The sequence below is a fragment of the Streptomyces sp. BK208 genome (assembly GCF_004364245.1).
GTDB lineage: Bacteria > Actinomycetota > Actinomycetes > Streptomycetales > Streptomycetaceae > Streptomyces.
Genome location: NZ_SOAV01000012.1, coordinates 243,458 through 269,811, shown reverse-complemented (window position 1 = coordinate 269,811; position 26,354 = coordinate 243,458). Strand labels below are relative to the sequence as shown.

The following is a 26,354-nucleotide window of genomic DNA, read 5'->3' as shown; positions in this document are numbered from 1 at the left end:
TTACACTCGACGGGGAGAGGGACTCGTGAACCGCCCCAGGGGAGGACGATCACGGTGAACAGGACCACGGCCTGCGCCACGACCTCGGGACTCGCGCTGCCCGAGCAGCCCGCCGCCCCGGCCTCCCGGGCGGGCACCGCACTGCCCGCTCCCGTCGTCCGCGACCTGCGGGACCGCGACGGCCGCAGTCCGCACGCCCTGCTCTTCGGGCCCCGGGACCTGGTGGTGATCACCGGCCTGCCCGGCAGCGGCAAGTCCACGCTGATGCGGCGCACGGTGCGCGGCGGGCGCGTCGACTCCCAGGACGCGCGCGACCGCTGGGACCGCCGCATGCCGCGCCTGCTGCCCTACGCGCTCTACCGCCCCCTCGTCCGCCTCGCCCACTACGCCGGGCTGCGCCGCGCGCTGCGCTCCGGTGAGGGCGTCGTCGTGCACGACTGCGGCACCCAGACCTGGGTGCGGGGCTGGCTGGCCCGCACCGCCCGCCGTCGGGGCGGCGCCCTGCACCTGCTGCTCCTCGACGTCGCTCCCGGCGAGGCCCTGGCCGGCCAGCGCGAGCGCGGCCGGGGCGTGTCGCGGTACGCGTTCCTGAGGCACCGCACGGCCAACGCCCGCCTGCTGCGCGCGGTGACGGAGGGCGCCCTGCCGGCCGGCTGCGCCTCCGCGGTGGTCCTGGACCGGGCCGCCGCCGACGCCCTGCGGCGGATCTCCTTCACGGGATGACACACGGGAGGGCCCCGGGCCGGACGGGTTAGCCTTTCAGCCACGGACAGCGGTACCAGGCAGGCGGTAGGTAGGCAGATGGACTTCCCGGCACAGGCACACCCCCATCCGCACGGCGGGTGGCCCGGCAACGAGCTGGAAGAGGTGCTGTCCGTCTCCCTCGGCGTGCCGACGGCCGGCGGCCGGATCGTGGAGGTCCTCGGCCGCAGTTTCCTGTGGATACCCCTGCCCAACGGCGGCGGCCCGCACAGCGGCCCCCTCGACCTGCCCTCGCTGGAGATCGACGGTCAGGCCTACGTGCCGGTGTTCAGCTCCGAGGAGCAGTTCCGGCAGGTCGCCGGGGCGCAGATGGCGTACACCGTCGCCCCCGCCGTGGAGTTCGCGCGCGGGCTGCCCCCGCAGGTCGGCATCGTGGTGAACCCGGAGGGCGTCGTCGGCATCCCGCTGCCGCCGCCGGCCGTGGCCGAGCTGTGCCGGGCCGGGCGCACCTCGCTGGACGGGCCCGCGTCCGGTGGCCGGGTCCGTCTCTTCGAGCCGGACTGGCAGGACGACCCGGTGGACTTCCTGGCCGCGGCCTCCGCCGAGTTCGCCGCCACCGGCGTCGTCCGCAGCGCGCGCCGCTGCCTGGCCGCCGTCGAGACCGCCGACCCGGTCCTCTACATAGGCGTCGAGCTCTCCCGCTGGGAGGGTGACGCCCGAGCCCTCCCCCTGGACGCCCTGGGCCGGGCCCTGGCCAAGTCCCCGCTGAAGTGGCAGGTCAACCTGGTCCTCCTGGAGGCGGCCCAGGACCCGGTCTGCGACTGGATGCGGGAAACGGTCAGGCCCTTCTACGACCAGGGCTTCTGACCGCCGGTCAGGACGACGCGGCCGAGGGGCGCGGTGCCGCGACGTGTGCGGCTGCGCCGCGTGGGCGCGACGGGCCGCGCCGGGACCACCGCGCCCGGGACGGCAGCACGCCCCGAGCGCATAGCCCCCCGCTCCCGGCGGAGCCGTAAGCTGGTTCCGACAACGGGGGACTTCTCGAAGGGGCGATACGCGTGAGCGCCAGCGGCACCACGACCGGGCAGGTCGAGCACATGCTGCGCCAGGTGACGCCCGGGCGCTACGACGCCTACGAGGCCCTGCTGCGCGCCCTCGCCACCCCCGCCTCCGGCCAGGTCTGGATGCTGCTGTGGCACGGCCAGGCCGGCTCGCCGGACGCCCAGTACGGGAAGATGGAGGTCCAGGGCTACGGCTACGCGCCCTGCGTGACCTCCGCCCAGGAGCTGTCCGCCAGCGGCTGGAACCGGTCGTACGAGGTGGTCGACGGCCTGGAGGTGGCCCGCGCCCTCTACCCGGACCACTACGGCCTGTGGCTCAACCCGCACGCCCCCGGTGGCGGCGTCGGCATTCCCTGGCTCGACCTGCGGCGTATCGCCTCGGGACTGGACCGTCAGCCTGCGGGTCCCCTGCGCCTGTCCGAACCGGCCATCGAAATCCCGCAGTTCTACGCCCTGCTCGCGCAGAACGCCCATCGCACCCCGGCGGTCCGCGCGCTGCGCCGAGCCTGGGTGCAGCCGGCGCTGGGCGCGCCGTACCTCGCCATCGGCCTCGACGTGTACGACACCTCCCCGCCGGCCGTCGACGCGGTGCGCGCGATGATGCAGCAGTCCGTCGGCGCGGTGCCGGACGGGCTGCCGGTGTCGACGGTGGCGATGACCGACGCCCACGACCCGGTCGCCCTGTGGCTGCGCTCCAACGCCCGTCCGTTCTACGACCGCGAGGCCCACGCGGCCGCCCCCGCCCAGGCGCCGGCGGGCGGGTACGGATACCCTCCGGCCGGCGGCCGTCACTGACGGTCGAAACCGTCGGCCCGCTCGCCGGGCAGGGCCCCGGGGCGGGGGCAGCGGAGGGCATCTTCGCGCGTAGATGACGACGCAAAGCGCCCCCTTGTCCCCGATGTCCCAACTCGCCCGCGTCCGGCCCCCGTTACCCACTGTCCGGATAACGGAACACCTCGAACAGCATCACGTTTGCGCATCCATTCCCCGTCAGCACTGGCTACAGATCGCCAAAGCGTTGAAGACTCCCGCAACAAGGGGTGGATGCTCGCCTCTTTGTACGACGGACTGATCACGCCGCTACAGCGGCAAGTGCGGGCCGGCTACCGCCGGTTGAGAGGGGTCCCTGCCAGATGACGGCACCATTGCACGAGCCGACCGCGGAAGCGGCCCCGAGTGCGGCAGAGGAAGCGGCGGTCGCCGGCGCCGAGGCCAAGTCGGTACAAGGGCGCTCACTGGGCCGGATCGCCTGGGAGCGCCTGAAGAGGGACAAGCTGGCGCTCGCGGGCGGCATCGTGGTGCTGGTGCTCATCGTGATCGCCGTGCTGGCGCCCGTGATCACCTCCCTGTACGGGCAGGAGCCCAACGCGTACAACGAGGACATGATCGACCCGCTGTTCGGCACCCCCACGGGCTCCATGGGCGGCATCAGCGGCGACCACTGGCTGGGCGTGGAGCCGGTCAACGGCCGTGACATCTTCGCCCGCATCGTCCACGGCGCCCGGATCTCGCTGCTCGTCGGCTTCCTGTCCGCGATGGTCGCCGTGATCATCGGCACCGTCCTCGGTGTCCTGGCCGGCTTCTTCGGCGGCTGGGTCGACTCCCTCATCAGCCGCGTCATGGACGGCCTGCTGGCCTTCCCCCAGCTCCTGTTCATCATCGCGCTGGTCTCCGTCCTGCCCGACTCCATGCTGGGACTGAGCGGCACGGGCGTCCGCCTGCTCATGATGATCGTGGTCATCGGCTTCTTCGGCTGGCCCTACATCGGCCGAGTGGTCCGCGGACAGACCCTTTCCATGCGGGAACGGGAGTACGTCGAGGCGGCCCGGTCGCTGGGGGCCGGACGGTTCTACATCCTGTTCAAGGAACTGCTGCCCAACCTGGTGGCGCCGATCATCGTCTACACGACGATGATGATCCCCACCAACATCCTCACCGAGGCGGCGCTCAGCTTCCTCGGCGTGGGCGTCAAGCCGCCCACGTCGTCCTGGGGGCAGATGCTCTCGAGCGCGATCGACTACTACAAGTCGGACCCCATGTACATGGTGGTCCCCGGTGTGGCGATCTTCATCACCGTTCTTGCCTTCAACCTCTTCGGTGACGGCGTGCGCGACGCGTTGGACCCGAAGGGCTCCCGCTGACCCGCCGTACCGCAAGGCGACCCGTGGCACCTGCACGGGGTCTCTCATCTAATCCGGAGGATCCGAGATCGTGACTACCCAACGCACCTCAGGGCGGCGCAAGCAGGCTTTGGCCGCTGCCGCAGTGGTCGCCGCGCTGCTGACCACGGCGGCGTGCGGCGGCGGCGGCGACGACGACGGCGGCAGCGGTTCGAAGAACGGCGCGGCCGGCTTCGACGCGGCCAACAACAAGGTCGCCCAGGCCTCCGAGGCCAAGAAGGGCGGCACGCTGAAGTTCGCCAGCTCGCAGGACGCCGACTCGTGGGACACCACGCGCGGCTACTACGGCTTCATGTGGAACTTCTCCCGCTACTACAGCCGCCAGCTCGTCACGAACAAGACGGAGCCGGGCAAGACCGGTGCGGAGGTCACCCCCGACCTCGCCTCCGACGTCGCCAAGGTCTCGGACGACGGCAAGACCTACACGTACACCCTGCGTGACGGCGTCACCTGGGAGGACGGCAAGCCGATCACCTCCAAGGACGTCAAGTACGGCATCGAGCGCGTCTGGGCGCAGGACGTGCTGTCCGGCGGCCCGACGTACCTCAAGGAGGTGCTCGACCCCAAGGACGAGTACCAGGGCCCGTACAAGGACAAGTCCAAGGACAAGCTCGGTCTGAAGGCGATCGAGACGCCGGACGACAAGACGATCGTCTTCCACCTGCCCGCGGCCAACTCGGACTTCGAGGAGATGCTCGCGCTGACCTCGGCCTCCCCGGTCCGCCAGGACAAGGACACCAAGTCCAAGTACGGCCTGCACCCGTTCTCCTCGGGCCCGTACAAGTTCGAGTCCTACAACCCCGGCAAGGACCTGACCCTGGTCCGCAACGCCGAGTGGAAGCAGAGCTCGGACCCGGTCCGCAAGGCGTACCCGGACAAGATCACGATCAAGTTCTTCACCAACGCCAACGACCTGGACGCCCGCCTGATCGCCGGCGACTACGACATCGACCTGGCCCAGACCGGTCTGTCCCCGCAGGGTCGCACCACGGCGCTGAAGGAGCACAAGGCGAACCTGGACAACCCGGTCTCGGGTTACATCCGGTACGCCACGTTCCCGCAGAACGTGAAGCCCTTCGACAACCTGCACTGCCGCAAGGCCGTGCTCTACGGGGCCGACCACGTCTCCCTGCAGACCGCGCGCGGCGGCCCGGTGGCCGGCGGTGACATCGGCACCAACATGCTGCCGCCCGCCGTTCCGGGCTCCGAGGGCCAGAAGTACGACCCGTACGAGATGGCCGGTGCCAACAAGAAGGGCAACGTCGAGAAGGCCAAGGAAGAGCTGAAGGCCTGCGGCAAGCCGAACGGCTTCAAGACCACCGTCGCGGTCCGCAACAACAAGCCGGTCGAGGTCGCCACCGCCGAGTCCCTCCAGGCCTCGCTGAAGAAGATCGGCGTCGACGTCGAGATCGACCAGTACGACGGCTCGCAGTACGCCAGCGTCATCGGCAGCCCCTCGAACGTGCAGAAGAAGGGCTACGGCATCATCATCATGGGCTGGGGCCCGGACTTCCCGTCCGTGCAGGGCTACGGTCTGCCGCTGTGGCACAGCGACTACATCCTCGACAGCGGTAACAACAACTTCGCGATGATCGACGACAAGAAGATCGACGGTCTCTTCGCGGACTACCTCACCGAGCTGGACGACTCCGGCAAGACGAAGATCGCCTCGGAGATCAACCACAAGGTGATGGAGGGCGCGTACTACCTGCCCTTCGTCTTCGAGAAGTTCATCAACTGGCGTTCCAGCAACGTGGCGAACGTCTACACCACCGACGCGTACAGCGGTATGTACGACTTCGTCAACCTCGGCCTGAAGAACCCCAAGAAGTAACCGGTACACCCGCCGTACGGCACGAAAGGCAGGTGAAGGCCGGCGCGGCGTGACCGTGGGCCGTCGGACAATCTCCGGCGGCCCGCGGGGCGCAGCGGGCCGCAACCCGTGCTCGCTTACCTCATCAGGCGGCTGTTCGCCGCCGCAGTGATGCTCGTGGTCATCGTCCTGGTGGTCTTCTGCATCTTCTTCCTCGTCCCCAAGTGGGCAGGGGTCGACATCGCCCTGAACTTCGTCGGCAAGCAGGCGGACCCCGCCGCCGTCGAGGGTGTGCGGGAGAAGCTGGGTCTGGGCGACCCGGTCCTCGTGCAGGCCTGGGAGTTCTTCAAGGGCATCTTCGCGGGCCGCACCTACGCGGCCGGCGGCGACGTGACCCACTGCGCCGCGCCCTGCTTCGGCTACTCCTTCAAGACCGAGCAGTCGGTCTGGCCGGTCCTGACCGAGCGTTTCCCGGTGACCCTGGCTCTCGCGCTCGGCGCAGCCGTGCTGTGGCTGATCTTCGGTGTGGCCGCCGGTGTGCTGTCCGCCCTCAAGCGCGGCACGCTGTGGGACCGCGGCGCGATGGTCGTCGCCCTGGCGGGTGTCTCGCTCCCCATCTACTTCACCGGTCTGCTCAGCCTGGCGATCTTCTCCTACGGACTGGGCTGGATCGACGGTGAGTTCGTACCGCTCGAGGACAGCTTCAGCGGCTGGTTCGGCGGCATGATCCTGCCCTGGATCACGCTGGCCTTCCTGTACGCCGCGATGTACGCCCGGATCACCCGCGCCACCATGCTGGAGATCCTCGGCGAGGACTACATCCGCACCGCACGGGCCAAGGGCCTCAAGGAACAGGTCGTCATCAGCAAGCACGCGATGCGCTCGACCCTGACCCCCCTGCTCACCATGCTCGGCATGGACCTGGGCGCCCTGATGGGCGGCGCGGTCCTGACCGAGACCACGTTCAGCCTCCCCGGCCTCGGCCAGAAGGTGCTGGACGCGATCAAGAACCACGACCTGCCCTTCATCCTGGGCGTCGTCCTGATCACTTCTCTCGCGGTGCTGATCGCCAACCTCGTGGTGGACGTCCTGTACGCCGTGATCGACCCCCGAGTGAGGCTCTCATGACCGAACTGAGCAAGAGCGGGGCAGCGGTGGGCGAGCCCACCGGCGCCTCGCCCGCGCCGACCGCCTTCCTGGAAGTACGCGACCTCAAGGTCCACTTCCCGACCGACGACGGCCTGGTCAAGTCCGTCGACGGGCTCTCCTTCCAGCTGGAGAAGGGCAAGACCCTCGGCATCGTGGGCGAGTCCGGCTCCGGCAAGTCGGTGACCTCGCTCGGCATCATGGGCCTGCACACCGCCGGCCAGTACGGCAAGCGCAAGGCGCAGATATCCGGCGAGATCTGGCTGGACGGCACCGAGCTGCTGTCCGCCGACCCCGACCACGTGCGCAAGCTGCGCGGCCGCGAGATGGCGATGATCTTCCAGGATCCGCTGTCGGCGCTGCACCCGTACTACACGATCGGCCAGCAGATCGTGGAGGCGTACCGCATCCACCACAAGGTGGACAAGAAGACCGCCAAGCGCCGCGCGGTGGAGATGCTCGACCGGGTCGGCATCCCGCAGCCCGACAAGCGGGTGGACAGCTACCCGCACGAGTTCTCCGGCGGTATGCGCCAGCGCGCGATGATCGCGATGTCGCTGGTCAACAACCCCGAGCTGCTCATCGCGGACGAGCCGACCACCGCCCTGGACGTGACCGTCCAGGCGCAGATCCTCGACCTCATCCGGGACCTGCAGAAGGAGTTCGGCTCCGCGGTCATCATCATCACCCACGACCTGGGCGTCGTCGCCGAGCTGGCCGACGACCTCCTGGTGATGTACGGCGGCCGGTGCGTCGAGCGCGGTCCGGCGGAGAAGGTGTTCTACGAGCCCCGGCACCCCTACACCTGGGGTCTGCTCGGCTCGATGCCGCGGCTCGACCGCGACCAGCAGGAACGCCTCATCCCGGTCAAGGGATCGCCGCCCTCCCTCATCAACCTCCCGTCCGGCTGCGCCTTCAACCCGCGCTGCCCGTACGCCGACGTGCCCAAGGACGACGTCACCCGCACGGTCCGCCCCGAGCTGTCCGAGGTCGGCAGCCAGCACTGGGCCGCCTGCCACATGTCGCAGGAGCAGCGGGAGCGTATCTGGACCGAAGAGATTGCGCCGAAGCTGTGAGCGACCAGGCAGAGGACAAAGCGGTGACCATCCCCGCACAGACCAGCGGTGCCACCCTGACCAAGGACGCCGCCCCCGGCGAGACCCTGCTCAAGGTGACCGGGCTGCAGAAGCACTTCCCGATCAGGAAGGGCCTGCTGCAGCGCCAGGTCGGCGCGGTCCGCGCCGTCGACGGCATCGACTTCGAGGTCCGCTCCGGCGAGACGCTGGGCGTCGTGGGCGAGTCCGGCTGCGGCAAGTCGACCATGGGCCGGCTGATCACCCGGCTGCTGGAGCCGACCGCGGGCAAGGTCGAGTTCCAGGGCAAGGACATCACCCACCTCGGGGTCGGCGGCATGCGTCCGCTGCGCCGCGACGTGCAGATGATCTTCCAGGACCCGTACTCCTCGCTGAACCCGCGCCACACCATCGGCACGATCGTCAGCGCCCCCTTCAAGCTCCAGGGCGTCGTGCCCGAGGGCGGGGTCAAGAAGGAGGTGCAGCGGCTGCTGTCGGTGGTCGGCCTCAACCCCGAGCACTACAACCGCTACCCGCACGAGTTCTCCGGCGGCCAGCGCCAGCGCATCGGCATCGCCCGCGCGCTCGCGCTCAACCCGAAGCTGGTCGTGGCCGACGAGCCGGTCTCCGCGCTCGACGTGTCCATCCAGGCCCAGGTCGTCAACCTGCTCGACGACCTCCAGACCGAGCTGGGTCTGACGTACGTGATCATCGCGCACGACCTGTCCGTCGTGCGGCACGTCTCGGACCGCATCGCGGTGATGTACCTCGGCAAGATCATGGAGCTGGCCGACCGGGACCTGCTCTACAAGTCGCCGATGCACCCGTACACCAAGGCGCTGATGTCGGCCGTCCCGATCCCGGACCCGGCCCGCAAGTCGGCCAAGAGCGAGCGCATCCTGCTCAAGGGCGACGTGCCCTCGCCGATCGCGCCGCCCAGTGGCTGCCGCTTCCACACCCGGTGCTGGAAGGCGACGCAGATCTGCACGACCACCGAGCCGCCGCTCAAGGAGCTGCGGCCGGGCCAGCAGGTGGCCTGCCACCACCCCGAGAACTTCGCGGACCAGGCCCCGCAGGACGTCGTCCTACTCACCGCCGCGAAGGAGGCGGCGGAGCTGGTGTCGGATCAGGCGCTGGCCGAGTCCGCGGCGACCTCGGCGGCGGTGGCGGCGGAGGTCGAGGCCTCGGCGTCCACCGCGTCGGACGACACCGACGAGCCCGCCGCCGGGAAGCCGGCGCCGGCTGCCGAGAAGGCGGCGCCTGCTGGGGAGGCGGCGCCGACCGGCGAGAAGGCGGAGCCCACCGCGGGGAAGGCTGAGCCGACCGGCGGGAAGGCGGAGCCCACCGCGGGGAAGGCTGAGCCGACCGGTGAGAAGGCGGCGTCTGCCCCCGGGGGCACCGAGCCCGCTGTCGAGGGGGCTGAGCCGGCTGCCGAGAAGGCGGCGCCCACCGCCGGGCGGACCGAGTCCGCCGCCGAGGGTGCCGAACCCGCCGCCGAAGGTGCCGAGCCCGCCGCCGAGGGTGCCGCCGGCGCCGAGAACGGTGACGAGGAGCCTCCCGCCAAGGAGAAGTGACCGCACTCACCCGACTGCCCGTGAGCCCCCGCCTTCGTTTGCAAGGCGGGGGCTCACTGGCAGGTAAGAATGGAAGGGTGTACGAGCAACTCTTCAGTCCCACCGTCCAGCACACGCTCGACCTGGTCGGCATCTTCGTGTTCGCCATCTCCGGCGCGCTGCTGGCCGTACGCAAGAACTTCGACGTCTTCGGCATCGCCGTCCTCGCCGAGGTCACCGCGCTGGGCGGCGGACTGTTCCGGGACCTGGTGATCGGCGCGGTGCCGCCCGCCGCCTTCACCGACCTCGGGTACTTCCTCACCCCGCTGCTCGCGACACTGCTGGTGTTCTTCCTCCACCCCCACGTGGAGCGCCTCCAGACCGGCGTGAACATCTTCGACGCGGCCGGGCTCGGCCTGTTCTGCGTCGCCGGCACCACCAAGGCGTACGACTACGGTCTCGGCCTGACCGCCTCCGCCTGCCTGGGACTGACCACCGCGGTGGGCGGCGGCGTGCTGCGCGACGTGCTCGCCAACGAGGTGCCCTCACTGCTGCGCTGGGACCGCGACCTGTACGCCGTCCCGGCGATCGTCGGTTCCGCGATGGTCGCCCTGTGCATCCGCTACGAGGCGCTCACCCCGCTCACCAGCGGTCTGGCGGTCGTCACCGCCTTCGTCCTGCGGCTGCTCGCCATGCGCTACCACTGGCGGGCGCCCCGCGCCTGGAACCGCAGGTCGACGGTGGTCGAGGGGGACTGACCCCGGCATCCGTCAGGGGTGCGGCATGTCCTTGACGAAGACGACACCGTCGACCGTGTCCAGGTGACCGGGGTCGAGCGGGGCGTAGCCGAACCAGGAGGAGACCCGGGGCGCGGGCCGCGGATCGCCGAGGGCGTCCGCCAGTCGCGCGGGCTCGACGACGCAGGGGTCGTCGGGGAGCGCGTACAGGAGCCCCTCGACGGTGTCCGGCGGCGGGGTGTCCACGCCCTGGTGCCGGATCGTGCCCAGGGCCGTGGCCACGAAGCCGTACTCCCCGCCGAGCCGGGCGCCGACGAGGGCCCCTGCGCTCCACCATTCCAGCGGGCCCTGCCACATCCGCATCGAGCTCTTCTCGCGCTGGAGGTGGGAGTTGTGGGCGTGGACGAAGGCCGGCCCCCGTTCGGCGAGCGCGAGGAGGTTGCCGGCCATCATCCGGTCCCGCGCGCCGAGCATCCTGGTCATGCGGGCCGGGGAGTCGTCGGCCATCGCGTGGTGGTACGTCAGCAGGCCGGTGGCGGTACGGGCGTGCAGGCGGGCCCGCTCCCACTCGTCCCGGGAGGAGGCCGCGAGCAGGTGCGGTGTCTGCTCGTCCAGCAGCGACACGAGGTCTTCGGCGAGCGTCCGCAACTCCCTGGCCCCGGCCGACCGTCCCACCGACCGCCCCGGGTCCATCATCGCCTCGGGCTCGGTCCACCGGTCGTCGGTGCCGAGCAGGCGGTCCAGTGTCCCCGCCGTGCAGGGGAGCAGGCCGGGGTCCAGCCAGGCAGCGAGGCAGCCGTGCAGGGCGGTGAGGGCCTGCCGGGGGCTCTCGGCGCCGGTGATCTCCAGCGGGCCGTCGAAACCGGCGAAGCGGATCCGCTGCTCCACGGGCCGGTCCTCGTTGTACGCGCGCATCCAGCGCACCAGCTCCCGGTTGGGGGCGCTCGGTCCCCAGGGGTGACTGAATCCCCGTTCCACGACCTCGTCGAGGGTCCCGGTGCCCCAGGTGACGTAGTCGTCCACGACCAGCCCTCTCAGGCAGTCGCTCTCGATCGCGATCGTCCGGTAGCCGTGCCGCTCGACGAGTTGCCGGAAGAGGGCGTTGCGGACGTCGAGCAGGGCGTCCTCGCCGTGCGTGGGCTCGCCCAGCGCGAGCAGCCGGGGCGGGGCGGGGAACAGCCGCATGACGGCGGCCGCGTCCAGGGGACGGGCGATGTCGGCGATGTCGGCTGTGGTCTCGGTGCGTTCGGCCATGGCTTCAACGGTATCGTTGAACTACCGGTTGAGACTTCGTCTTGAGAACAGGGGGATCATGGCCGCCAACCCTCAAAGCGCGAGGAAACTCAGGCCGGTGGACCTGGCGCGCGCGCACGGTCTGTCGGCGCAGGCCGTCAGGAACTACGAGGCGGCCGGCATCCTCCCGGCCGCCGAGCGAACGGCCCACGGCTACCGCGTCTACACCGCGCTGCACGCCCGGGCCCTGGACGCTTTCCTCGCCCTGCTGGCGGGCCACGGCCACCGGACGGCGGGCTCGGTGATGCGGGCCGTGAACGAGGACGCGGTGGACGAGGGGCTCCGGTTGATCGACGAGAGCCACGCCCGGCTGCTCGACGACCGGCGGACGCTGGAGGCCGTGGAGGGCGCGCTGCGGGACCTGGTGCCCGAGGCCGCCGGGGACGTGCCGGGTACGGCGGGCGGCTTCATCGGATCCCTCGCGGCGGAGCTGGGCATCCGGCCCGCGACCCTGCGCGCGTGGGAGCGGGCCGGACTGGTGCGCCCACGCCGCGACCCGGTCACCGGATACCGCCGCTACGACGCCGCCGACGTACGGGACGCCCGCCTCGCGCACCAGTTGCGGCGGGGCGGATATCCACTGGAGCGGATCGCGTCCGTCATCGCCCAGGTGCGGTCGGCCGGGGGAGTGGAGCCGCTGGAGACCGCCCTGCGCGAGTGGCAGGAGCGGGTGACCGCCCGGGGCCGGGCGATGGTGGCCGGGGCGGCGGAACTGGAGGCGTATCTCAGCGCGCGGGAACGACAGAGAAAAGCTACCGCTTAGTAGTTTCCTGTTGTACCGTGCTGTCATGCCAGAAGCAGCCTCCGCAGCGGCCACACGGGCCACCATCGGCGACAGCGAGTTCGACCGGGACACCGCCGTCACCCGGCGCGCCCCCGGGGTCTACGACATCGACCTGTCGGCCGGCTGGACCATCATCAACGCCGTCAACGGCGGCTATCTGCTGGCCGTCCTGGGCCGGGCCCTCGGCGACGCGCTCCCGCACCCCGACCCCTTCACCGTCTCGGCGCACTACCTCACCGCCTCCCGGCCGGGCCCGGCGGTCGTGCGCACCGAGACCGTCCGCACCGGACGCACCCTCTCCACCGGCCAGGCTTCCCTCTTCCAGTACGACGACGAGGGCCGCGAGGTCGAGCGCATCCGCGTCCTCGCCTCCTACGGGGACCTCGACGCCCTGCCGGACGACGTCCGCACCTCGGCGAAGCCGCCCGCCATCCCGCCGCCGGACCAGTGCTTCGGTCCGGAGGACGGTCCCGCCCCCGTCGAGGGCAGCTCGGCCATCACCGACCGCCTCAAGCTCAAGCTGGACCCCGCCACCCTGGGCTGGGCGCTGGGACAGCCCTCGGGCCGGGGCGAGATGCGGGCCTGGTTCGGGCTCGCCGACGGCCGCGACGCCGACCCGCTCTCGCTGCTCCTCGCGGTGGACGCGCTGCCGCCGACCGCCTTCGAGCTGGGACTCAAGGGCTGGGTGCCGACGGTCGAGCTGACCGTGCACGTGCGCTGCCGTCCGGCGCCGGGCCCGCTGCGGGTCTCCGTCGCCACCCGCAACCTCGCCGGGGGCTTCCTGGAGGAGGACGCCGAGGTCTGGGACAGCGCCGACCGCCTGGTCGCCCAGTCCCGTCAGCTGGCCCGGGTGCGGCTCGGCTGAACCGGCGACGTCTCAGTCCAGCCAGTGCGTGCGGCCGACGCTGATCAGCCGCAGTTGCCGCCGTGCCGTCTCGACGGCCCGGCGGCGTTCGTCTTCGGGGGCGTCCAGCGTCTCCAGGAAGAGGGACGCCGTGATCAGCATCTGGTCGACGTAGAGGCTCGCCAGCATGCGCAGGTCGGTCTCGCTCCAGCCCGCCGCCGACGCGTCCGTGGCCAGCTCGGCCTGCACCTCCTCGGCGAACCGCGCCAGCTGCTCACGTATGGCCCGGCGCACCGGCTGCACTCCGCCGTGCCGCTCCCGGGCCACGAAACGGACGTGAGCCGGGTGCGCGGCCACGTGACCGGCGATCAACTCGACCGCGCGGGCGATGCGCTCCTCGTCGTCCTCCGCCGGTGACATCGTGATCCGGATCATCGGGTGCAGGCTGCCCAGCGCCTCCTCGACCAGGGCCACGCCGAGATCGGCCGTGGAGTGGAAGTGCCGGTAGAAGGCGGTCGGCGCGACCCCCACGGCGCGGGTGACCTCACGCAGCCCCAGGCTGCTCAGGCTCTGCTCCTCCAGCAGGCCGAGCGCCGCGTCCAGGAGTGCCTGCCGGGTCTTCTGCTTCTGCGCCTGCCGAACGCCGGAGGTGTGACTCATGCCATGCAGTTAACAACTGTTCTCCGGAATTGGAAAGCCATGGAGCGCGCTAGACTGGGAAGTCAGTAAACAACTGTAACCACAAACGTTCACCGAAGTGCCCACGCAAGATTGGGGGATCCGTTCCATGCTGTTCCTCGTCGTCGCACTCCTGCTCCTCGGCGTGGTCCTGGGCGCCGTGGCCCACGCACCGCTCACCTTCTCCGTCGCGGCCGGCCTGGTCATCGCCGTCTGGCTCGGCGTCTTCGCGCTCCGCGAGCGGCACGGCCGCCGGCGGAGCACCTCCGCGCACTGACGCGCCTCGCGTCCTGACGCAGCTCGCGCCCCGACGCACCTCCACCGACGCAACGGCCCACCGACGCACGGCAGGGAGACCACCATGCAGCTCACCGCACCGGCCAACCGCACCGCCGACTCCACCGACTCCACCGACTCCACCGACTCCTCCCGCACCACCCGCGCCGCCCGCCGCACCGGCATCCACGACACCGACGGCATGGCCGTCGCCGCCTTCGTCCTCGGTCTGCTCGGCCTGCTCGTCCTCAACGTCTTCCTGGGCCCGATCGCCATCGCCCTCGCGAGCGTCGCGCTGTGGCGCGGCACCGCCCGCCGCGGCCGGGCCCTCCTCGGCCTCGGCCTGGGCGTCGCCGACCTGCTGGTCCTGGTGGCGTTCATGTCCGCGGACAGCACCCTGTCGTGGAGCCTGTGAGCCGTCGCACCCCCGTGCGACGAGGCGGGCCTCGGTCCGGGACCGGGCGGGGCCGCCCGTAGAATCGGCCGCACCATGGCTTACCTCGACCACGCCGCGACCACCCCGATGCTTCCCGAGGCAGTCGAGGCACTCGCCGCGCACCTGAGCGTCACCGGCAACGCCTCCTCCCTGCACGCGTCCGGCCGCCGGGCGAGGCGCACCGTCGAGGAGGCCCGTGAGAGCCTCGCCGAGGCGCTCGGCGCCCGCCCCAGCGAAGTGGTCCTCACCTCCGGCGGCACCGAGGCCGACAACCTCGCCGTCAAGGGCCTGTACTGGGCCCGCCGCGACGCCGACCCGGCCCGCACCCGGGTCCTGGCCAGCCCCGTCGAGCACCACGCGGTCCTCGACGCCGTGCACTGGCTCGGCGAGCACGAGGGCGCCACTGTCGAGTACCTCCCGGTCGACGCGTACGGCCGCGTCCACCCGGACGCGCTGCGCGAGGCCATCGCCCGCGACCCCGGCGACGTCGCCCTCGCCACCGTGATGTGGGCCAACAACGAGATCGGCACGATCATGCCGGTGCGGGAACTCGCCGACGTGGCCGCCGAGTTCGACGTGCCGCTGCACGCCGACGCGGTCCAGGCCTTCGGCCAGCTCCCGGTCGACTTCGCCGCCTCCGGGCTCGCGGCGATGACGGTGTCCGGCCACAAGATCGGCGGCCCCTACGGCATCGGCGCGCTGCTGCTGGGCCGCGAGTACACCCCGGTCCCCGTCCTGCACGGGGGCGGACAGGAACGCCATGTGCGCTCCGGCACCCTCGACGTCCCGGCCGTGGCCTCCTTCGCCGTCGCCGGGCGCCTCGCCGCCGAGCAGCGCGCGTGGTTCGCCCGCGAGATCGGTGCCCTGCGCGACGACCTGGTCGACGCCGTCCGCACGGCGGTCCCGGACGCGATCCTCGGCGGCGACCCGGTCCGGGAGGGGCGCCTGCCCGCCAACGCCCACTTCACCTTCCCCGGCTGCGAGGGCGACTCCCTCCTCCTGCTGCTCGACGCGCAGGGCATCGAGTGCTCCACCGGCTCCGCCTGCACCGCGGGCGTCGCCCAGCCCAGCCACGTCCTGCTGGCCACCGGCACCGACCCCGCCCTGGCCCGCGGCACCCTGCGCTTCTCGCTGGGCCACACCTCGACCGCGGCCGACGTGGCGGCGCTCGCCAAGGCGATCGGCCCCGCGGTGGAACGCGCCCGCGCGGCGGGACTGTCGTAGGAGCCGTCGGCCGCGGACGCCGCCGGAGGGCTCAGGCCTTCGCCGGCGGCTTCGACGGGCCGCCGGTGGCGGCTCGCCGCACCAGCTTCAGGTACCGGTCCCAGTCCCAGTGCGGCCCCGGGTCGGTGTGGTCGGTCCCCGGCACCTCCACGTGGCCGAGGATGTGCTCGCGGTCCACGGGTATGTCGTAGCGTGCGCATATGCCCGCCGTCAGGCGCGCGGAGGCGGCGTACATCGCGTCGGTGAAGTCCCGCGGGCGGTCGACGAAACCCTCGTGCTCGATGCCGACACTGCGCTCGTTGTAGTCGCGGTTGCCCGCGTGGTACGCCACGTCCAGCTCGCGGATCATCTGGGTGACACGCCCGTCCTGTCCCACGATGTAGTGCGCGGCCGCCTTGTGCCCCGGGTCCTGGAAGGCGCGCACCGCACTGGCGAAGCTGCCCTGGGTGACGTGGACGATCACCATGTCGATGCCGTAGTCGTCCGGCCGGTCCGCCCGCCGCCAGTTCGCGTCCGAGGCGGCCACCCAGCGCGCGCCCGCGTAGTCGACGGCGCCCTCCTCGCGGGGCCGGTCCACCCCCGGCGTCCGCCACCACAGGCGGGACAGCTCGTCACGGGCCAGCACGGCGGTGCCCGCGGCCGCCGCCGCACCGCCGACGATCAGCGCCCGCCGGCCGATGCGCCGGTCGCCGTCCGCCGGCCCGCCGCCCGCGGATCCGCCCGAGGATCCCTGCTTAGCCCCCATACGATCTTCAACGCATACTCGCGCGCTCCGGTTCCCGCCTCCCCGTACCCTGGAGGGGTTATGACTGAGACCCCGCAGCGCACCCGTCCCCTCCGCGTCCTCGCCGCCATGTCGGGCGGAGTCGACTCCGCCGTCGCCGCCGCCCGCGCGGCCGAGGCGGGGCACGACGTGACCGGCGTCCACCTGGCGCTCTCCGCGAACCCGCAGTCCTTCCGCACGGGCGCCCGGGGCTGTTGCACCATCGAGGACTCGCGCGACGCCCGCCGCGCCGCCGACGTCATCGGCATCCCGTTCTACGTGTGGGACCTCGCCGACCGCTTCCGGGAGGACGTGGTCGAGGACTTCGTCGCCGAGTACGAGGCGGGCCGCACCCCCAACCCGTGCCTGCGCTGCAACGAGAAGATCAAGTTCGCCGCGCTGCTCGACAAGGCGCTGGCCCTCGGGTTCGACGCCGTCTGCACCGGCCACTACGCCCAGGTGATCCTGCGCGAGGACGGCGTGCGCGAGCTGCACCGCGCCTCCGACATGGCCAAGGACCAGAGCTACGTCCTCGGCGTGCTCGACGACCGGCAGCTCGCCCACGCGATGTTCCCGCTCGGCGACACGGTCACCACCAAGGACGAGATCCGCGCGGAGGCCGAGCGCAGGGGCCTCGCGGTGGCCAAGAAGCCCGACTCCCACGACATCTGCTTCATCGCCGACGGCGACACCCAGGGCTTCCTCGCCGGCCGGCTGGGCAAGGCCGAGGGCGACATCGTCGACGAGGCGGGCAACCGGCTCGGCACCCACGAGGGCGCCTACGGCTACACCATCGGCCAGCGCAAGGGCCTCAGGATCGGCACCCCGGCCCCCGACGGCAAGCCGCGCTACGTCCTGGACATCTCCCCGGTGGACAACACCGTGACGGTCGGTCCGGCCGAGGCCCTCGACGTCGACGCCCTGCGCGCGATCAAGCCCCGCTGGTGCGGTGCCGCCCCCACAGGCCCCGGCACCTACACCGCCCAGCTCCGCGCCCACGGCGGCGAGACCGAGGTCCGCGCCGAACTGGTCGACGGCACCCTGGAGGTGACGTTCACCGAGCCGGTGCGCGGGGTCGCCCCCGGCCAGGCGATCGTGCTGTACGACGGCACGCGCGTGGTGGGCTCGGCGACCATCGCGTCCACGACGCGCGCGACGGCCGGAGCGGCCTGAGCCGCCCGGCGGGCGTGGCGGCGCCGTCGTGCCTGCCGGCCGGCCCGGTGGATCCTGGGCGGTATCGGCGTCCTCGACATGCGCGACGGCCGGGGGGACTTGAGCCGTCAGTCGTCAGCCGTCAGCCGGACGTCGTGGCGGCGCTCTCGTGCCTGTCGGCCGGCCCGGTGGGAAACTCCGCCCACACCGGCGCCAGGGGTGTGCGCGACGGCAGGCGCGGCCCGAGCCGCCCGGCGGGCACCGGGGGCCACTCGTCGGCCCCGGCGGCTCACCCGGTGAGGAACTCCGCCAGCACCGGCGCCAGGACGCCCGGCTCCACCCTGTGGGTCTGCTCTTCCACGGTGCCGTACCTCCCGTCCGGGGCCGCCCCGGCGATCGCCCGGGCGGCCTCGTGCCACCACGCGTCGCTCGCGCCGCCCGCGAGGGCCAGCAGGGGAGCGGTGACCGAGGAGATCGCGGACGTGGGCACCCGGCCGTCGCCCATCACGGCGTCGTCGTACGCCAGGCTGGGCGCCACCGACTCCATCCCCGCCCACATGGGGGACTGCCTGGCCCCCCGGATCATCTCCTCGCCCAGCCCGGTGCGGCGCAGGAACAGCTCCACGGCGTCCCCGCGCCGGCCGGCCCCCAGGGCTTCGGTCAGCCGCTCGGTGTACTCGGCCCCGGCCCGCACGGCCTCGTCGTCCCCGGCGTACGGCACCTCGTACACGGCGACCCGGCGCACCGGCAGGCCGCTCGCCGCCGCCCGGAGCACCAGCGCCCCGCCCGACGACATGCCGAACAGCGACGCCTCGCCGCCCAGCACGTCGATCAGCGCCGCCAGGTCCTCGACCTCGCGTTCCACCGCGTAGGGCGCCGTGTCACCGCTCCCGCCGCGCCCACGGCGGTCGTACACGACGACGTCGAAACGGTCCGACAGCTCGGCGGCCAGCGGTGCCATCGTGGCACCCGTCGACATCGCGCCGCTGACCAGCACGACCGCCGGCCCGCTCCCGGAGCGCTGGTAGGCGATGCCGGTGCCGTCGCGCGAAACAGTCTTCTTCTCCATGCCTGTGCAGACTGCCCTACGGCACGCGAATCATCGGTCAGGACACGGACGGCCCGGCCGTCGCCTCAGGACCGTCGCCTCAGGACACCTCGACCTCGTAGAAGCAGAGATGGTCCTTGATCTCCGCCACCTCGGGCTTCGGATCGGGGTACGCCCAGACGAGGTCCGCCGCGTCCGGCAGCGACCAGTAGGAGGCGTCGCCCTTGAAGGGGCAGTGGGTGGTCGTGCCGGACGGCGTCAGCAGGTCGAGGCGCACGTCCTGGGGCGGGATGTAGTACCGGTCGGGACAGCCCGTTTCGTGCAGGACCAGCGCCCCGTCGCTCTCCGCCAGCACCTGCTCGCCGTGCACCACGCGCACGTGCCGGCCGCTCGGTTCGACGGTGATGCGGTGTCCCTTGAGTGCCTTGAGTCCCTTGAGTCCCTTGGTCACGATCGTCCTCCCGGAGGCAGTGCCGTCCGTCACTACAGCGCGCCCGGACGCCGGGTTCTTCCCGTTCCGGCCGAGCCGTACCGTTGAGCCATGAACATCTGCGTCTTCCTCTCCGCCGCCGACCTCGACGAGCGCTACACGCGTCCCGCGAAGGAGTTCGGCGGACTGCTCGGCAAGGGCGGCCACACCCTCGTCTGGGGCGGCTCCGACACCGGTCTGATGAAGGTCGTCGCCGACGGCGTGCAGGAGGCCGGTGGACGGCTGCTCGGGGTCTCGGTGGACTTCCTGGCGGCGAAGGCGCGCGAGGGCGCCGACGAGATGGTGATCGCGAAGGACCTGGCCGAGCGCAAGCGGCTGCTGCTGCAGAAGGCCGACGCCGTCGTCATCATGGTGGGCGGCACCGGCACCCTCGACGAGGCCACCGAGATCCTGGAGCTGAAGAAGCACGGGCACACCGACAAGCCGGTCGTCCTGCTGAACACCGCGGGCTTCTACGACGGCCTCCGGGAGCAGTTCCGCCGCATGGAGGACGAGGGCTTCCTGCCCCGCCCCCTCACCGAGCTGGTGTTCTTCGCCGAGGAGCCGGTCGGCGCGCTCGCCTACCTGGAGGAGAGCCAGGGCATCGAGTGAGGCGCCGGTGATGCGAGCATGGCGGGCATGGCTACACATGTGATCACCGGAGCGGGCTCCGGCATCGGCGCGGCCGTCGCCCGCCGCCTGCACGAGCGCGGCGACGACATCGTGCTGCACGCGCGCGACGCGGGCCGCGCGAAGGAGCTGGCCGCCGCGTTCCCCGGCGCGAAGACGCTGGTCGGCGACCTCTCCGACCCGGGCAAGCTGTCCTGGGCCCTGTCCCACCAGAGCCTGCCCGACCGGGTGGACTCGCTGCTGCACATCGCCGGCGTCGTCGACCTCGGCCCGGTCGGCGACCTCACCCCGAAGACCTGGACCAACCAGCTCAACGTCAACCTGGTCGCCCCCGCCGAGCTGACCCGCCTCCTGCTGCCGCAGCTCCGCGTCGCCCAGGGCCAGGTGCTCTTCGTCAACTCCGGCTCCGGCCTCAACGCCCACGCCGGCTGGGCCGCGTACGGAGCCTCCAAGCACGGCCTGAAGGCCCTGGCCGACGCCCTGCGCCAGGAGGAGCACGCGAACGGCGTCCGCGTCACCTCGGTCTACCCGGGCCGCACCGCCAGCCCCATGCAGGCGAAGGTCCACCAGCAGGAGGGCAAGGCGTACGACCCGGCGCAGTGGATCGACCCCGAGTCCGTCGCCACGACCATCCTGATGGCCCTGGACCTGCCGAGGGACGCGGAGGTCAACGACCTGACGGTGCGCCCGGGGCGGTGACGGCGGCTTAGGCTGGCCGGGTGAGCGACAACAGCCAGACCAGCCCCCGCTTCGGTCCCGCCACCGGCGTCGGCAGCCTCCCGGGCCAGGACGCCCGAGAGGCCGCCAGGACCGCCACCGGCAGCTTCGAGGACTTCCCCTTCCTCCCCGAACTGCCCGCCCGCGGCCCCGGCGCCGACATGATCGGCCGCACCGCGGGGATGCTCGTCGAGCTCTACGCGCGCGTGGAGCCCAGCGGCTGGCGGCTCGGCGACCGGCCCGGGCGGGACACCAAGCGGGCCCGGGCCTGGCTCGGGGAGGACCTCGACGCGCTGGAGGAGTTCACCCAGGGCTACGAGGGGCCGCTCAAGGTCCAGGCCGTCGGCCCGTGGACCCTCGCCGCCGCCCTGGAACTGCGCGGCGGCGAGGCGGTCCTCTCCGACCCCGGCGCCTGCCGCGACCTCGCCGCCTCGCTCGCCGAGGGCCTGCGCCTGCACCTCGCCGAGCTGCGCCGCCGGGTGCCAGGCGCCCGGCCCGTGCTCCAGCTCGACGAACCGTCCCTCACCGCCGTGCTGCGCGGCCAGGTCCGCACCGCCAGCGGCTACCGCACCCACCGGGCCGTCGACCGCCAGGTGGTGGAGGCGACGCTGCGCGAGGTCGGCGGGGTGCACGACGGCGGCCCCGTCGTGGTCCACTCCTGCGCACCGGACGTGCCGTTCGCCCTGCTGCGCCGGGCCGGCGTCGCCGGCGTCTCCTTCGACTTCTCGCTGCTCACCGAGCGTGACGACGACGCGATCGGTGAGGCCGTCGAGGGCGGCACCCGGCTGTTCGCCGGTGTCGTGCCGGGCACGGACTCCGCGTTGTCAGACCCTGCCGGTAGCGTCATGGGTGTCAGAACGCTGTGGCGCAGGCTGGGGCTGCGACCGGAGCTGCTCGCGGAGGCGGTCACCGTCACTCCGGCGTGCGGACTCGCGGGCGCCTCCCCGGACTACGCCCGGCACGCGCTCGCCCACTGCGTCCGGGCGGCGAGATCCCTCGCGGACAACCCAGAGTAACGGGAGGACCATACGGTGGCCGGCGACAAGCAGGGCGACAAGCAGGCGGAGACGACCAGCGTGCCCGCCGAGGCGCGGGAGCGGCACGTGCGGCTCGCCGAGCAGATCGAGGAGCACCGCTTCCGGTACTACGTGAACGATGCGCCGGTGGTCAGCGACGCGGAGTTCGACCGGCTGCTGCGCAGCCTGGAGGAGCTGGAGGAGCGGTACCCGGAGCTGCGCACCCCCGAGTCCCCGACCCAGAAGGTCTCCGGCTCCTACGCGACCGAGTTCACGGCCGTGCAGCACCCCACCCGGATGCTCTCCCTGGACAACACCTTCAACGACGACGAGCTGGCCGCCTGGTTCGACCGCATCGCCCGGGAGCTGGGCGAGCAGGAGTACCACTTCCTGTGCGAGCTGAAGGTCGACGGACTCGCCGTCAACCTCACCTACGAGCGCGGCCGCCTCGTCCGCGCCGCCACCCGCGGCGACGGCCGCACCGGCGAGGACATCACGCCCAACGTCCGCACCATCGCGGAGATCCCCGACCGCCTGGCGGGCGAGAAGGTCCCCGACCTCGTGGAGATCCGGGGCGAGGTCTACTTCCCGATGGAGAAGTTCCAGGAGCTGAACGCCCGGTTGAACGAGGCCGGGGACAAGCCCTTCGCCAACGCGCGCAACGCGGCGGCCGGTTCGCTGCGCCAGAAGGACCCGCGCGTCACCGCCTCCCGCCCGCTGCACATGGTCGTCCACGGCATCGGCATCCTGGAGGGCTACTCGGGCCTGACCCGCCTCTCCCAGGCGTACGACCTGCTGAAGACCTGGGGCCTGCCCACCTCCCCGCACAACAGGGTGGTCGACGGCCTGGACGGCGTACGCGAGTTCATCGCGTACTACGGCGAGAACCGGCACTCCGTCGCCCACGAGATCGACGGTGTCGTCGTCAAGCTCGACGAGATCCGCCTCCAGGGCCGGCTCGGCTCCACGGCCCGCGCGCCCCGCTGGGCCATCGCCTACAAGTACGCGCCGGAGGAGGTCAACACCAAGCTCCTCGACATCAAGGTGGGCGTCGGCCGCACCGGCCGCGTCACCCCGTACGCGCAGGTCGAGCCGGTCACGGTGGCCGGCAGCGAGGTGGAGTTCGCCACCCTGCACAACCAGGAGGTCGTCAAGGCCAAGGGCGTGCTCATCGGCGACACCGTGGTGCTGCGCAAGGCCGGTGACGTGATCCCGGAGATCCTCGGACCGGTCGCCGACCTCAGGGACGGCAGCGAGCGGGAGTTCGTGATGCCGGCCGAGTGCCCCGAGTGCGGGACGCCGCTGCGGGCCATGAAGGAGGGCGACATCGACCTCCGCTGCCCCAACGCCCGCAAGTGCCCGGCCCAGTTGCGCGGGCGGCTGTCCTACCTCGCCGGGCGGGAGTGCCTGGACATCGAGCACTTCGGCGACGTCGTGGCCGCCGCGCTGACCGCGCCGCTGGAGCCGGCCGAGCCCCCGCTGGTGGACGAGGGCGACCTCTTCGACCTCACCGTCGAGAAGCTGCTACCCATCAAGGCGTACGTCCTCGACCCGGACAGCGGGCTGCCCAAGCGCGACCCGAAGACCGGCGAGGAGAAGATCGCCACGGTCTTCGCCAACAAGGAGGGCGAGCCGAAGAAGAACACCCTCGCGCTGCTCAAGTACATCGAGGAGGCCAAGGCCCGCCCCCTCGCCCGCTTCATCAACGGCCTCTCCATCCGGTACGTCGGACCGGTCGCCGCCCAGGCCCTCGCCCGGGAGTTCCGCTCGATCGACCGCATCGAGCAGGCCACCGAGGAGGAGCTGGCAAGCACGGACGGGGTGGGCGGCACCATCGCCACCGCCGTCAAGGAGTGGTTCGCCGTGGACTGGCACCGCGAGATCGTCCGGAAGTGGAAGGCGGCCGGAGTCCCGCTGGAGGACCGTTCGACGGGGGAGGACGAGGGACCGCGCCCGCTCGAAGGGCTCACCGTCGTGGTCACCGGCACCCTGGAGAACTTCACCCGGGACGGTGCCAAGGACGCCCTGCAGAACGGCGGCGCCAAGGTGACCGGATCGGTGTCCAAAAAGACGTCGTTCGTCGTGGTCGGTGACAACCCCGGGTCGAAGTACGACAAGGCGATGCAATTGAAGGTTCCGGTTCTGAACGAGGACGGCTTCGTCGTTCTGCTCGAACAAGGAGCCGAAGCGGCGGCGGATGTCGCGCTTTCGGCTGAGGAATAGCGGTTGAAGGCCGCCCGATCGGCGCATATCAGATGCATACGGGTGGCCGGGTGGCATTCGGGCAACCGTCGACGACCAGTGCCCCTGGAAGCCTTCCGCGGCCTACTGTTGAGGTGTGCGCCCGCCGTGCCCAGCTGCGGTCGGGGCGCCCCCCTGCCCCGAGCGACAGGGGGAGGGGACTTCGACGCCAAGCCGTTGAAGGTGGTCGAGGCGGGGGCCGTGTGGTGTGGGCACCGCCGGCTGTGAGAGGGACGGGAATGGAACCGACCGAGAGCGCCGCCGCGGGCTCACGGCTGAGCCTGCGTCGCAGGGTGGGCGCGTGGCACGTGAGCCTGAGGCCCGGGCAACGCGCCGGGGGCGCCCCGCATCCCGCTGCGGGCACCCGCATGCCGCCGGCCGCCGGACCCACCGCGGGCCCGGCCGACCCGGACGGTGAACGGCACCTGTCCTGGCCCGCGTTGCCGGCGGCGATCGTCGCGACCGCCGCCTTCGTCCTGGGCGCCGGTTTCTACCGGGCGTTCAGCGACGGCCACGCCCTCTTCCCGTCCGGCACCGTCGGCTGGTCCCTGGCCGTGCTGGCCGGCATCGTCGTCGGCCACCTGGTCATGCTCGGCCGCTCCCGCTGGTGGGGCGGCACCGGCTCGGGCGCCGCCCTCACCCTCGCCGTCCTGCTGCTGTACGGCTGGCTGCCGGCCGGCATGGTCAGCCTCACCGTCGTCGTCCTGGTCGCCATAGCCCGGCGGGGCCCCTGGCGGCACGGCGTCGTGCACGGAGCCGTGGACATCCTCGGCATCGCCGCGGGGGCCCTGCTGCTCGGCGTCTGCGGCTCCGTACCGTCGGTCGAGCAGCCCTGGGACCCCGACACCTGGGGGGTGTACGCGGTGCCCAAGGTGGTGCTCGTCGCCGTCGCCTACCTCGCCGTCACCCGCACCCTGCTGTGGTACGTGCAGACCCCGCGCCCCGGGCTGCCCACCGTCGCCCGCACCGCCCTGGTCCGGCAGGGCCTGGTCGCCGTCGCCCTGCTCGGCATCGCCCCGCTGGTCTGCGTCGTCGCCGTCGCCAAGCCGCTGCTGCTGCCGCTGTTCGCCATCCCCCTCATCGCCCTCGACTCCACGCTGTGGATCGCCCGAGCCCGCGCCGAGGAGCAGTTGCGCGACCCGCTCACCGGACTGCCCAACCGGCAGTGGCTCCTGGAGCGCACCTGGACCGCGCTGGACGACGCCGAGCGCATCGGCGCCCGCGCCGCCCTCATGCTGATCGACCTCGACCGTTTCCGGTCGGTCAACGACACGCTCGGACACCTCGCCGGTGACCGGTTGCTGCTGCAGACCGCCGACCGGCTGCGTCAGGCCCTGCCGCGCGGGGCCGAGGCCGCGCGGCTCGGCGGGGACGAGTTCGCCGTCTTACTTCCCGTCGCCGACTCCACCACGTCGGCGACCCGGATAGCCCGTGGGCTGGTGTCCGCGCTCAGTTCCCCGATGGACCTGGACGGTCTCACCCTGGTCCTGGAGGCCAGCGCGGGCGTCGCGGTCTTCCCCGACCACGCGCTGGACGCCGAGGGACTGCTGCGCCGCGCGGACGTGGCGATGTACCAGGCGAAGCGGGACCGCACGGGCGTGGAGGTCTACGAGTCCAAGCGGGACTCCAACACCCCCGACCGGCTCGGCCTCCTGGGCGACCTGCGCCGCGCCCTGGACGCCCACGAGGTGCAGCTGCACTACCAGCCCAAGGTCCGCTTCGACGGACAGGTCGCCGGCCTGGAGGCCCTGGTGCGCTGGGTGCACCCCGAGCGCGGCAAGGTCCCCCCGGACGAGTTCATAGCCATCGCCGAGTCGTCCGGGCTGATGCCCCACCTCACCGAGTACGTCCTGGAGACCGCGCTCGGCCAGGTCGCCCGGTGGCGCTCCCAGGGCCTGTTCGTGCCGGTCGCGGTCAACGTCTCCCCGCGCGACGTGCACACCCCCGGCTTCGCGGGCTCGGTGGCCGCACGGCTCGCCCGGCACGGCGTTCCCGCGGGAGCGCTCCAACTCGAGATCACCGAGCACGTCCTGCTGGAGGACCCGCAGCGCGCGGCCGACACCCTCAACGCGCTGACCGGGCACGGCGTGAAGATGTCCCTGGACGACTTCGGCACCGGCTACTCCTCCCTGGTCCACCTGCGCAGGCTCCCCGTCAGCGAGCTGAAGATCGACCGCTCGTTCGTGGCCCGGCTGGCCATCGACAACGAGGACGCCGAGATCGTGCGCTGCACCGTCGACCTCGCCCATTCGCTGGGCCTGCTCGTCGTCGCCGAGGGCGTGGAGGACGACGAGACCTGGGAGCGCCTGCGCGACCTGGGCTGCGACGCCGTACAGGGCTGGCTGGTCGCGGCCGCGATGCCGCCCGAGGAGACCACCGCCTGGCTGCTCGCCCGAGGTTCGCGGGGCTGGGTCCGGACCGCCGCCGCCCTCCCGGCAGCGGCGAGCGACGAGTGACCTGCCCCAGGCCCGCACCACACCCGCGACAGCCCGCCGACCCGTCCCGCACCACACCCGCG

25 protein-coding genes are annotated in these 26,354 nt (G+C 72.0%); 20 read left to right on the top strand and 5 right to left on the bottom strand.

The features are described 5' to 3' along the window. Window positions 1-54 precede the first annotated feature (54 nt). From EV562_RS27645 to EV562_RS27605, 9 genes are all read left to right on the top strand, one after another. Window positions 55-723: an AAA family ATPase gene (locus tag EV562_RS27645; RefSeq protein ID WP_133889572.1), complete on the top strand. Its 669-nt coding sequence runs from the start codon at window positions 55-57 to the stop codon at window positions 721-723. 78 nt (window positions 724-801) lie between these two features. Next, a complete protein-coding gene (locus tag EV562_RS27640) occupies window positions 802-1,569 on the top strand; it encodes an enhanced serine sensitivity protein SseB (RefSeq protein WP_133889571.1) in 768 nt (255 codons plus the stop codon). A gap of 191 nt (window positions 1,570-1,760) precedes the next feature. Then, window positions 1,761-2,558 (top strand): enhanced serine sensitivity protein SseB C-terminal domain-containing protein, encoded by a 798-nt coding sequence (locus tag EV562_RS27635; RefSeq protein ID WP_133889570.1) that lies wholly within the window; start codon window positions 1,761-1,763, stop codon window positions 2,556-2,558. A gap of 338 nt (window positions 2,559-2,896) precedes the next feature. Then, window positions 2,897-3,904: an ABC transporter permease gene (locus EV562_RS27630; RefSeq protein WP_133889569.1), complete on the top strand. Its 1,008-nt coding sequence runs from the start codon at window positions 2,897-2,899 to the stop codon at window positions 3,902-3,904. A gap of 70 nt (window positions 3,905-3,974) precedes the next feature. Further along, window positions 3,975-5,777: an ABC transporter substrate-binding protein gene (locus EV562_RS27625; RefSeq protein WP_133889568.1), complete on the top strand. Its 1,803-nt coding sequence runs from the start codon at window positions 3,975-3,977 to the stop codon at window positions 5,775-5,777. A gap of 108 nt (window positions 5,778-5,885) precedes the next feature. Then, a complete protein-coding gene (locus EV562_RS27620; protein ID WP_133889567.1) occupies window positions 5,886-6,884 on the top strand; it encodes an ABC transporter permease in 999 nt (332 codons plus the stop codon). Beyond that, a complete protein-coding gene (locus tag EV562_RS27615; protein ID WP_133889566.1) occupies window positions 6,881-7,978 on the top strand; it encodes an ABC transporter ATP-binding protein in 1,098 nt (365 codons plus the stop codon). The genes EV562_RS27620 and EV562_RS27615 overlap by 4 nt, the downstream gene beginning before the upstream one ends. A 23-nt stretch (window positions 7,979-8,001) precedes the next feature. Beyond that, a complete protein-coding gene (locus EV562_RS27610) occupies window positions 8,002-9,549 on the top strand; it encodes a dipeptide ABC transporter ATP-binding protein (RefSeq protein WP_243860188.1) in 1,548 nt (515 codons plus the stop codon). A 77-nt stretch (window positions 9,550-9,626) separates the two neighbouring features. Then, a complete protein-coding gene (locus EV562_RS27605; protein ID WP_133889564.1) occupies window positions 9,627-10,286 on the top strand; it encodes a trimeric intracellular cation channel family protein in 660 nt (219 codons plus the stop codon). Window positions 10,287-10,298: 12 nt separating this feature from the next. Here EV562_RS27605 and EV562_RS27600 read toward each other — a convergent pair whose 3' ends face one another. After that, on the bottom strand, window positions 10,299-11,519 hold the full coding sequence (locus tag EV562_RS27600; protein ID WP_133889563.1) for an erythromycin esterase family protein: 1,221 nt from the start codon (window positions 11,517-11,519) through the stop codon (window positions 10,299-10,301). A gap of 58 nt (window positions 11,520-11,577) precedes the next feature. Between EV562_RS27600 and EV562_RS27595 the strand changes: the two genes are divergently transcribed. After that, the gene (locus tag EV562_RS27595) at window positions 11,578-12,321 is read left to right on the top strand and encodes a TioE family transcriptional regulator (protein WP_133889562.1); all 744 of its coding nucleotides are present in this window, start codon (window positions 11,578-11,580) and stop codon (window positions 12,319-12,321) included. Window positions 12,322-12,346: 25 nt separating this feature from the next. Then, complete coding sequence (locus EV562_RS27590) at window positions 12,347-13,207, top strand: thioesterase family protein (protein WP_133889561.1); 861 nt, start codon at window positions 12,347-12,349, stop codon at window positions 13,205-13,207. Between the two features lie 12 nt (window positions 13,208-13,219). Here EV562_RS27590 and EV562_RS27585 read toward each other — a convergent pair whose 3' ends face one another. Then, window positions 13,220-13,846, bottom strand: coding sequence for a TetR family transcriptional regulator (locus EV562_RS27585; protein WP_133889560.1), 627 nt, complete (start codon window positions 13,844-13,846; stop codon window positions 13,220-13,222). 97 nt (window positions 13,847-13,943) lie between these two features. Here EV562_RS27585 and EV562_RS27580 point away from each other — a divergent pair, with 97 nt between their 5' ends. From EV562_RS27580 to EV562_RS27570, 3 genes are all read left to right on the top strand, one after another. Beyond that, window positions 13,944-14,141 (top strand): hypothetical protein, encoded by a 198-nt coding sequence (locus EV562_RS27580; protein ID WP_166662005.1) that lies wholly within the window; start codon window positions 13,944-13,946, stop codon window positions 14,139-14,141. Between the two features lie 84 nt (window positions 14,142-14,225). Beyond that, window positions 14,226-14,555, top strand: a complete 330-nt coding sequence (locus EV562_RS35720) for a DUF4190 domain-containing protein (protein ID WP_133889558.1) — start codon at window positions 14,226-14,228, stop codon at window positions 14,553-14,555. A 75-nt stretch (window positions 14,556-14,630) separates the two neighbouring features. After that, on the top strand, window positions 14,631-15,800 hold the full coding sequence (locus EV562_RS27570) for a cysteine desulfurase family protein (RefSeq protein WP_133889557.1): 1,170 nt from the start codon (window positions 14,631-14,633) through the stop codon (window positions 15,798-15,800). 31 nt (window positions 15,801-15,831) lie between these two features. Here EV562_RS27570 and EV562_RS27565 read toward each other — a convergent pair whose 3' ends face one another. Then, window positions 15,832-16,545: an N-acetylmuramoyl-L-alanine amidase gene (locus EV562_RS27565; protein WP_133889556.1), complete on the bottom strand. Its 714-nt coding sequence runs from the start codon at window positions 16,543-16,545 to the stop codon at window positions 15,832-15,834. 60 nt (window positions 16,546-16,605) lie between these two features. On the opposite strand from EV562_RS27565, the gene mnmA reads away from it, so the two are divergent. Further along, window positions 16,606-17,736: a tRNA 2-thiouridine(34) synthase MnmA gene (gene mnmA / locus EV562_RS27560; protein WP_133889555.1), complete on the top strand. Its 1,131-nt coding sequence runs from the start codon at window positions 16,606-16,608 to the stop codon at window positions 17,734-17,736. Between the two features lie 268 nt (window positions 17,737-18,004). On the opposite strand, the gene EV562_RS27555 is transcribed toward mnmA, so the two are convergent. Next, the gene (locus tag EV562_RS27555; RefSeq protein ID WP_166662019.1) at window positions 18,005-18,784 is read right to left on the bottom strand and encodes an alpha/beta hydrolase; all 780 of its coding nucleotides are present in this window, start codon (window positions 18,782-18,784) and stop codon (window positions 18,005-18,007) included. Between the two features lie 79 nt (window positions 18,785-18,863). Then, window positions 18,864-19,214, bottom strand: a complete 351-nt coding sequence (locus tag EV562_RS27550) for a DUF427 domain-containing protein (protein WP_133889554.1) — start codon at window positions 19,212-19,214, stop codon at window positions 18,864-18,866. A 90-nt stretch (window positions 19,215-19,304) separates the two neighbouring features. Here EV562_RS27550 and EV562_RS27545 point away from each other — a divergent pair, with 90 nt between their 5' ends. From EV562_RS27545 to EV562_RS27525, 5 genes are all read left to right on the top strand, one after another. Beyond that, window positions 19,305-19,844: a TIGR00730 family Rossman fold protein gene (locus tag EV562_RS27545; protein WP_133889553.1), complete on the top strand. Its 540-nt coding sequence runs from the start codon at window positions 19,305-19,307 to the stop codon at window positions 19,842-19,844. 27 nt (window positions 19,845-19,871) lie between these two features. Next, the gene (locus EV562_RS27540; RefSeq protein WP_166662018.1) at window positions 19,872-20,561 is read left to right on the top strand and encodes an SDR family oxidoreductase; all 690 of its coding nucleotides are present in this window, start codon (window positions 19,872-19,874) and stop codon (window positions 20,559-20,561) included. A gap of 20 nt (window positions 20,562-20,581) precedes the next feature. After that, window positions 20,582-21,595: a methionine synthase gene (locus EV562_RS27535; protein WP_133889551.1), complete on the top strand. Its 1,014-nt coding sequence runs from the start codon at window positions 20,582-20,584 to the stop codon at window positions 21,593-21,595. Window positions 21,596-21,610: 15 nt separating this feature from the next. Continuing rightward, window positions 21,611-23,818, top strand: a complete 2,208-nt coding sequence (gene ligA, locus EV562_RS27530; RefSeq protein WP_133889550.1) for an NAD-dependent DNA ligase LigA — start codon at window positions 21,611-21,613, stop codon at window positions 23,816-23,818. 257 nt (window positions 23,819-24,075) lie between these two features. After that, window positions 24,076-26,292 carry a bifunctional diguanylate cyclase/phosphodiesterase gene (locus EV562_RS27525; RefSeq protein WP_133889549.1) on the top strand — a complete coding sequence of 739 codons (2,217 nt, stop codon included), beginning with the start codon at window positions 24,076-24,078 and terminating at the stop codon, window positions 26,290-26,292. Window positions 26,293-26,354: the final 62 nt, after the last annotated feature.